Annotated in this window: 9 protein-coding genes; 1 reads left to right on the top strand and 8 read right to left on the bottom strand. The window is 67.9% G+C overall.

Going from position 1 to position 8,233, the window contains the following annotated elements; genetic code table 11:
• The 3 genes from VK519_RS02620 to VK519_RS02610 all read right to left on the bottom strand — a co-directional run.
• The coding region (locus tag VK519_RS02620) for an efflux RND transporter permease subunit (RefSeq protein ID WP_324347394.1) at positions 1 to 382 on the bottom strand (382 nt) is incomplete at its 3' end.
• Between the two features lie 10 nt (positions 383 to 392).
• Positions 393 to 1,514: an efflux RND transporter periplasmic adaptor subunit gene (locus VK519_RS02615; RefSeq protein ID WP_324347392.1), complete on the bottom strand. Its 1,122-nt coding sequence runs from the start codon at positions 1,512 to 1,514 to the stop codon at positions 393 to 395.
• A 124-nt stretch (positions 1,515 to 1,638) separates the two neighbouring features.
• Positions 1,639 to 2,094 (bottom strand): MarR family winged helix-turn-helix transcriptional regulator, encoded by a 456-nt coding sequence (locus tag VK519_RS02610; RefSeq protein ID WP_324347390.1) that lies wholly within the window; start codon positions 2,092 to 2,094, stop codon positions 1,639 to 1,641.
• 74 nt (positions 2,095 to 2,168) lie between these two features.
• On the opposite strand from VK519_RS02610, the gene VK519_RS02605 reads away from it, so the two are divergent.
• Entirely contained in the window at positions 2,169 to 2,681 is a 513-nt protein-coding gene (locus tag VK519_RS02605) for an O-acetyl-ADP-ribose deacetylase (RefSeq protein WP_324347387.1), read from the top strand.
• 10 nt (positions 2,682 to 2,691) lie between these two features.
• Here the strand turns inward: VK519_RS02605 and VK519_RS02600 are convergent, their stop codons facing one another.
• From VK519_RS02600 to VK519_RS02580, 5 genes are all read right to left on the bottom strand, one after another.
• Positions 2,692 to 4,407, bottom strand: coding sequence for a BatD family protein (locus tag VK519_RS02600; protein WP_324347385.1), 1,716 nt, complete (start codon positions 4,405 to 4,407; stop codon positions 2,692 to 2,694).
• Positions 4,404 to 6,305 (bottom strand): tetratricopeptide repeat protein, encoded by a 1,902-nt coding sequence (locus tag VK519_RS02595; RefSeq protein WP_324347383.1) that lies wholly within the window; start codon positions 6,303 to 6,305, stop codon positions 4,404 to 4,406. Before VK519_RS02595 ends, VK519_RS02600 begins: the two co-directional genes overlap by 4 nt.
• Entirely contained in the window at positions 6,302 to 7,288 is a 987-nt protein-coding gene (locus VK519_RS02590) for a VWA domain-containing protein (protein ID WP_414692683.1), read from the bottom strand. The genes VK519_RS02595 and VK519_RS02590 overlap by 4 nt, the downstream gene beginning before the upstream one ends.
• A gap of 1 nt (position 7,289) precedes the next feature.
• Complete coding sequence (locus VK519_RS02585; protein WP_324347378.1) at positions 7,290 to 7,769, bottom strand: DUF4381 domain-containing protein; 480 nt, start codon at positions 7,767 to 7,769, stop codon at positions 7,290 to 7,292.
• Positions 7,766 to 8,233, bottom strand: a 468-nt coding sequence (locus VK519_RS02580) for a DUF58 domain-containing protein (protein ID WP_524538972.1), incomplete at its 5' end; no start/stop codon positions are given. The genes VK519_RS02585 and VK519_RS02580, both read right to left, overlap by 4 nt.

Here is an 8,233-nt window from a genome sequence, read left to right as displayed (position 1 = left end):
TGGGCGGCGTGGGCATTTCCTGCGGCAGCTGGCGCTGTGCGGCGGCAATGGCCGATTGCACGTCCTGCGCGGCGGCGTCGATGTTCCGGTCGAGCTTGAAGCTGACGGTGATGGTGGTACTGCCCAACGCGCTGGTCGAGCTCATCTGGTCGATGCCGGCGATGGTCGATAGCTGCGCTTCGATCGGCGTCGCCACCGACGAGGCCATGGTCTCCGGCGAAGCGCCAGGCAGGCTCGCGCTGATGTTGATGGTGGGGAAGTCGACGTTGGGAAGCTCGTTCACCGGCAGCTTCGGATAGGCTGCGATGCCGAAGATCACCAGGGCCGCCATCAGCAGCGTGGTCATCACCGGCCGGCGGATGCACATCTCCGGGACGTTCAGCGCCATCGCGTCAGCTCCCCTGCGCCTTTACCGTGCTGCCGTCGACCAGCAACAGCTGGCCCTCGGTCACCACCGACTGCCCTTCTTCCAGGCCCTTGTCGATCACCACGCGGTCGGTGAAGGTGGCCCCTGGGGTCACCGGTGTCTGCCTGACCTTGTTATCCGGCCCCACGACGAACACGAACGATCCATTGCTGTTGGATTGCAACGCCACCACCGGCACCGATACGGCGCTTGCGATGCGCGCGGTGGGCAGCGACACGTCGGCATACTGGCCCGGCGTAAGCCTGCCATCGGCATTGGCGAAGCGTCCCTTGAGCATGATCGTGCTGGTGGTAGTGGTGACCGCGTTGTCGATGAATTCGAGTTCGCCGGTGAGCGGCGCCAGGTCGCCGGCGATCTTTGCAGACACCGCGACCGGTCCGCGGACCAGCGCTGCACGTACCGACGGCAGGCTGTCCTCGGGGATACTGAAGGTAACGCGGATGGGACTGACCTGGTTCAGCACGACCAGGTCAGTCACGTTGGCCTGGACGGTGGCGCCGGGATAGGCCAGCGGCTGTCCGGCCACCGCATCGAAGGGCGCGACGATGCGCGCGTAAGCCAGCTGCGTGCGAGTCAGCTGCTCGGCGGCAAGGTCGCTCTGCAGCGCGGCCTCGGCGACACCCAGGTTGGCCTTGAAGGTGTCGTAGTCGGCGCGGGAAACGTAGCCTTTGGCCACCATCTCGGTATAGCGGGAGTTGTCCGCACGCGCCTTCACCAGCTGCGCGCGGTCGCGCGCGACATTGCCGCTGGCCTGGGCGAGCTGCGCCTGCAGCAGCGAGGGATCGATCTGGGCGATGACATCGCCCTGCTTCACCTTGGCGCCGGGCGTGTAGTGCAGCGCCTGCAACTGGCCGTCCACGCGCGCGCGCATGGTCACCGTGGAATACGCCTCGACGCGCCCGATCACGCGGATGGCAAGGTCCACGTCGCTCCGCGTGGCGCGGGCGATCGTCACCGGTACCGCCTGGGTGCCCCGGTTGGCCGTCTTTGCGTCCTTTCCATCGCCATGCCAGGCGCGCACGCCGATCCACGCGGCGGCGACCACGGCAACCAGGGCGACGACTTTGATCCAGGACTTCTTCGACATGCCAACCTCATGGAATTACGGGAAATTCGACTGCTTCCCCGTGAGCCCGCGGATTGTGCCAGCGTTCGGTGCGGTTGGGCCCTGCCAATCGTCCTTTGGCGGTTTCAAATCGCTATAAGCTGCGCTAAACCGTTGACGCAGCACCTTCCAGCGATTGTAAATTTTCCTTCATGCGCTCGAGGGTGCCCATCAATTGCTCCAATTCCTCACGGGAAATGCCGGTGGTGGCATCCCGGCGGATGCTGCGTGCGATGTCTTCCATGTCGTCGATCACGCCGCGCGATTGCTCCGTATCGTAGAGGCGCCAGCAGCGACGGTCGGCGGGATCCGCCCGTCGCTCGACGAAGCCTGCCGCCTGGAGGCGGTCGATCACCCGCCCCACGGCGATGGGCTCCATTTCCAGGAACTCGGCCAGTTCCGTCTGGCGCAGCCCCGGGCGCCGGTGCAGGACCTTCAGTGCACGCCATTGCGCGCGCGTCAGGCCGAAACGGACGGCCCGTCGATCGAAGTGCTTGCGGAACAGCAAGGTCACATCGTTGATCAGGTATCCGAAGGAGATGTCTTCGAGCTTGATGTCCATGGCCGGCTGCTTATTCTGAACGTGGGGTTGAGTATAGTTCGCATGAACTTGCGATATGGGTCAAAGGGGGCACCGTGTGGATCGAGGTGGTCGAAGGCGACATTACACAGCTTGAAGTAGACGCCATCGTCAACGCGGCCGCACCCCCGTTGCTGGGCGGCGGGGGCGTGGATGGCGCCATCCACCGTGCCGCCGGTCCGCGCCTGCTCCAGGCTTGCCGGGCGCTACCTGAAGTCTCGCCAGGCGTGCGATGCCGCGTGGGAGACGTCCGGGTGACACCAGGCTTCGACCTGCCGGCCAGGTACGTCATCCATACTGTGGGACCCATCTGGCGTGGCGGCAACCACGGCGAGGCCGGAGAGCTTGCCGCCTGTTATCGCCATGCCATACGGGTCGCCTCGGGCCTGGAGCTGACCTCCATCGCCTTCCCGGCCATCAGTTGTGGCGTCTATGGATACCCCGTTGCGGCAGCTTCCGCCGTGGCGGTGGCAGTCATTCACGCGACCCAGGCCCGTGAGCTGGCCATCACGCTGTGCTGCTACAACACCGAAACGGCCGATGCGGTGCGCCGCGCGCTGGTGACCTGACGGCGTGCAGCTAGCCGCCGCCGGGATAGAGCGGGGGAAGGTCCTCGTGCACTGGCGCGATATCCCTTGCCCAGGCGAGACCCGGTTCGAAAGCCTGGCGCAACGCCTGGGCATCAAGGATCGCTTCCCCCGGGGCAAAACGCGCCCGCTGCAAGCCTTCAATGGCCTGGCGCTGGGCCGGCGAGGCAAGCGCCATGGCAAGCTCGCCCAGGTTGCGCACCGACGGCCGCGTTTCGCGCGCCCATCGAAGCAAGGCCTGGCCGATGCCCGCCGCATCGCCCGTGGTGACGGCGGCGAGGAAACCCTTGCGACCACCCGCCATGCCGGCATCCGTGGCCAGGCGCCCGGGGCGCGGCGCGCGACCACGGCGCCGCCACAGCCAGACGGCAAGCACCAGGGTAACCAGCCATACCGCCGTCAGCGCAGCGGCAATGGCCTTCCACCGGGATACCGTGCTGACCATTTCGCTGCCTGCAAATGGCGCGGCAACCGGTCCGTGCTCATGGGATGCGGCCGCCGCACCCGGTGCCGCCGCGGCAGCGGAGGATCCCGTGGCCGGCACGGGTGCACCAGGTGCACCTGCGACCTCGATGCGGGCCGCGGGCACGCTCGCCGTTTCCATCGCGCGCTTGCGCGTATTCCACCAATGCAGGGTGATCTGGGGGATCGACAGCGTGCCGGCCCGGGTCGGCACCACGGCGAAGGCCTGCGAGCGCCGGCCGATAAGCGTGCTGCCATCGTCGCGGGTACCGGTGCTGGCCTTGTCCGGATAGACGTCGGCACCGTCGAGCCCGGGCAGGCTCAGGGTGGGAAGGACCTCGAAGGGAAGGCCGGTGGCCTCCAGCGTGAGGTTCAGCGTGAGCGGCGTACCCACATGCGCCTTGCCGTCGGCCGGCAGGCCATCGAGTTTCAGCGCAAGGGCGGAAGCGGGGAGCCAGGTACCCTTCGCCTCGGCATCGGGGACGGGATCGACGTCGACCTCGACGGTGTTGGACACCGCCGAGACCGGCGAGGTCCCTGCGAAGAAAGGGTCCTGGCCGCGCTGGTCGAGCGCCTCGCCCTGGAAATTCACCGGCGGGATGGTGAGCTTGCCGGCATGCTGGGCAAACACCACGTAGTGCCGCTCTAGCACGCGGTAGGAGGTGCCGTTGCGCTGCGCCTGGTAGTTACTGTCGTTGCCGACGCGGCGCATCGACAGGCCCGCCGTCTGTGGATCGCCCAGCGAACCGTCGGCCAGGTCCAGGGCATAGAGCAGCCTCACCGTATACGAAATGGCCTGGCCGACAATGGCGTGGTCGGTGTCGGAGAAGGCCTCCAGGAACACCGGCCCCTGCCGTGACGAGGGCGCTGCCGCGCTGGCATTGTCCACGTGCAGGCTGAGCGGCGAAGTGCGTTGCCCGGCGACATCGAGCGCGGGGATGGTGATCGTGCCGGGATGGTTCGGCCGCAGGGCCACGCCGAACTCGGTGCGCAACGTGCGCTGGCCATTGATGATCGAAAGGCTGCTGTTGGTGGAGCTGCCCAGCACGGTGAAATCACCCGACAGCGGCGAGAGGTCGGGCGGCGCGGCCTGCTGGAGTCCATCGACGGTGATGGTGAGTGCCACCGTTTCACCCATCCGCGCCTGCGTACGGTCAAGGCTCGCCCGTGCCGCCACCTGTGCCAGCGCGGCCACAGGCAACAGGGCGAAGACGAGCAGGAAAACCAGGCGGCGCGCCGTGATCATGGTTCATCGTCCGGTTGCACGCCCTGGCGGCGCTGGTAGTCGAGCATGAATTTCCGGCGCAGCAGGCCGCCTGGATCGTCAGGTACGCGTTGCAGGGCCTGGCGCATCGCGGGAGGCAGGTTTCGACTGCCGTCGGCGTCCTCCGCCTGCACGCCCAGATCGTGGCTGCCATCGCCCTTGTCGGCCTTGGCCTTGCCAGCCATGGCGCGATCCATCTGTTCCTTCAGGGCCTGCTGGGCGGCCTTGGCCTGGGCGTCCTGTCGGGCTTCCGCTTCCTTGTCGAGCTTGCCCGTGGCGTCCTTGCCATCCTTGCCGGCGTCGTTCTGGTCCGGGTTCGATGGCGGCGCCTTGCCATTGGATTCGCCGGTGCCCTGGCCCTGCGACGGGGAATCCTCGCCCTGCCCCTGCCCCGGAGCCTGCTGCTGGCCACCACTGTCCTGCTTGCCGCCTTGTTTGTCCTTGCCTTTGCCACCCTCGCCCTTTTGCTTGTCGTCGCCATCCTTGCCCTGCTGGGTGTCCTTCGACTTCTGTTGCTGCTGTTTGTCCTGCTGTTTCATGAAGGCTTCGACCGCCTTGCGGTTGGCGGCGGCATCGGCGTGACCTGGCTGCAACTTCAGGGCGCGGTCGTAGGCCGCGATGGCCTCAGGGTATTTGCCCGCCTTGGCCAGGGCGTTGCCAAGGTTATAGGCAGCATCGCCGCCCGGAAGTTTTGCGTAGCCATCGGCCGCCGCACCGTAGTCGTTTTCCTTGTAGGCCGCCGCGGCGGCGAGGTTAGGATCCGTCGCCAATTCGCGGGCCTTCGACGCATCGCCGGCAGCCAGTGCCGCGGCGGCGCGCTGGTTGCGATTGTGGAAGATGTCGTCGGCATGGGCCCTGGGTGCGACCATCGGCGCTGCAGCCAGGATCGCAATCAACAACCAGCCCCGGCGGAACATCAACGCGAACAGGGGCAAGAGCGCCAGCACGAACCACGGGCCACGGTCCTGCCAGTCGGATGCCTGGGCGTTCTCCGCCTTCGCCTGGGAAGGATCGGCCACCAGCATGCCGCGCAGGGCATCGATATCCCGGTGGCTTTCATCCATCGGCACGAAGATGCCGCCGCCGGCACTGGCCAGCGCCGACAAGGCAGCGTCGTTGCGCGGCGCCATCACCACGTTGCCGCTCGCATCCTTGACGAAGCCACCATCGGGTGCGGCGATCGGGCCGCCACGGGCGGTACCGATGCCCAGCACGGAAACACGGATGCCACGGGCGCGGGCGCGAGCCGCGGCGGCGATCGCGTTCTTGTCGGCATCGTCGGTCACCAGCACCAGCGAACCGCCGCGGCTGGCTGCATGCGCGATGGCATCGGCGCCCATGTCGATCGCACGTGCCGCGTCGTTACCGTCCACTGGCATGGCGTCGGGTGACAGCGCATTGAGTAGTTCATCCGTGCTGTGCGCGTCGGACGTGAGCGGCGCCACCAGGAAGGTGTCGCCAGCGTAAGCCACCAGGCCGTTCAGCCCGTCGCGATTGGCTTCGAAGAGGTCCCGCACCTTGTAGCGCGCGCGGCTGGCGCGGTCGGGCACCAGGTCGCGCGACTGCATGTGCGAGGACATCGACACCGCCACCAGCTGCGCGGCACGGTCGGCGAACAATGGCTGCAACTGGCGATCCCACGAGGGGCCGGCCATGGCCACGATGGCCAGCACCGCGGCAAGCGTACCCAATACCAATGGCAGGCGTTGCCGCGCAGGCTTGCCTTCCATCAGGAACGGCAGCAAGCGGGAATCGACCAGGCCATCGAACACGCGCGGCGTGCCGTGACCACGCGCGAGCAGCCATGCGCCCAGCGGAACGGCCAGCAACAACCACAGCCATGCCGGCTGGATGAAATGGAAGGCCGCAAGCGCGCTCATGCCGCCGCCCCCCGCCGGAACATCCGCGACAACGATGCCAGCAACACCAGCACGAGGCCCGCCGCCAGGGGCCAGCGGAACAATTCGATATGCGGACGCAGCGGCTGGCCCTGGCGCGGCATCGGCTCGAGTGCATCGATGCTGCGATACGCATCGGCCAGCGCGCTGGTGTCGGTGGCGCGGAAGAAGCGGCCCCCGGTGTCGGTGGCGATGGAGGTGAGCATGCCCACGTCGAGGTCGGCCGACGGATTGACCACGCTGGAACCGAAGAAGCCCGGCACCGTCATGCGGTCGGCGCCGATGCCGATGGTGTAGACCCGCACCCCGGCAGCCTCCGCCGCGCGCGCCGCATCAAGCGGCTCGATCGCGCCGGTGTTGTTCACGCCGTCGGTGAGCAACACCATCACGCGCGCCTGGGTGGGCAACGACGCCAGCCGCTTGACGGCCACGCCGATCGCATCGCCGATCGCCGTTTCGCGACCGGCCAGGCCCACGGCGGAGCCGGCCAGCTGTGCGTGCACGGCATCCAGGTCGTAGGTGAGCGGAGTGACCAGGTAGGCCTGCGATCCGAACAGGATCAAGCCCAGTTCATCGCCCGAACGCCGCGAGATGAAATCGCCGGCGATCGCCTTCACCGCGGCGAAACGGCTTACCGGCTGGCCGGCCAGCACCATGTCTTCCTGCGCCATGGAGCCGGAAAGGTCCACCGCCAGCATCATCGCGCGGCCGCTGTGCTCCTGCGCCTGGGGAGCCCCGAGCCACTGCGGGCGGACGGCCGCCCCCACCAGGCACAGCCAGGCAAGGCCAAGCAGGAACCATGATCCGCGTGGCGAACGGCCGCCGGCCGCGGTGGCCAGCGACAGGCCCGGTTGCGGCAGGTTGAGCGCTTGTCCCGGTGCTTCCGGGCGCAACCACCAGCGCAGCAGCCAGGGCAGCGGCAACACCGCTGCAAGCCAGGGCCATGCGATCAGGGGAAGATGCAGCTCAGGCACGGTGCCTCCGGCGCGCAGGTAGCGCCACCCGCAGCCACGCATCCGCACTGCGGTGGACGGCGTCGACATCCAGCGTGGCCGAGGGGCGATACAGGGCCGTTTCCAGGCCCGCCAGGGGCATCACATCGACTTTCGGCGCCAGGGCCTGCAGCGATTCCGACCAGGCACGGCCCTGCAGGACCACCACGCCGGCATCAAGCCTGCGGGCGACACGGCGCAGCAACTGGGAAACCTCACGGGCGTAGGCAGGCAAGTCGCCATCGTCGCTGTAGCGATGGCGTGCACGGTCGAGTTCGGCAAGCACCACGGCATGTCGACGGCGTTCGAGCGTGCGCCTGCGCCACCACCACGCCACCACGCCAATCAGCAGCAGGCATGCGGCGATCAGGATCCACCAGCCCGCTGCCAGTGGCCACCAGCCAGGCGGGGGCGGCAAATGGATGTCGCGCAGTTGCAGGCCAGGTTGGTTCATCGCGGGCCGCCCTTGCCCAGCAGGTGGGCGATGCCATCGAGTGGATCGGCGGCGGTATCGATGATGCGATGGCGCAGGCCAAGTTCCGTGGCCAGCGACTGCAGGCGGCGATGCCCCTCGCCCATGGCCAGGGCAAAGGCCTCGCGCTGGGCCTGGCCATGAAGTTCTACCTCGAAACGCTCGCCGTTGTGCGCGAAGGGATAACGCCCGGCGGGAGGAACGTTCAACTCCAACGCGTCGGACACGCCCAGCAGAAGCACTTCGGCGCGGCGGGCCACGCCCAGCAGGCTGCCGCGCGTGGCGTCGTCGCAACTGAAACCGTCGGTGACCACCAGCACGCGCCGGGCGCCATGCGCGGCGCGGCCGGTGCGTTGCAGGGCGGCGGCGAGGGTTTCGTCCCCGTGCACCGGCCCGATGGCATCCCAGCGCGCCAGTGCACCGGCGATCGCCAGCGCGCCGCGTTG

Origin of the sequence: Pinirhizobacter sp. (genome assembly GCF_035317885.1) — a bacterium.
GTDB lineage: Bacteria > Pseudomonadota > Gammaproteobacteria > Xanthomonadales > Rhodanobacteraceae > Pinirhizobacter.
Note: the sequence above shows the minus strand (reverse complement) of the source record. Positions and strands in the feature narration are given on the sequence as shown.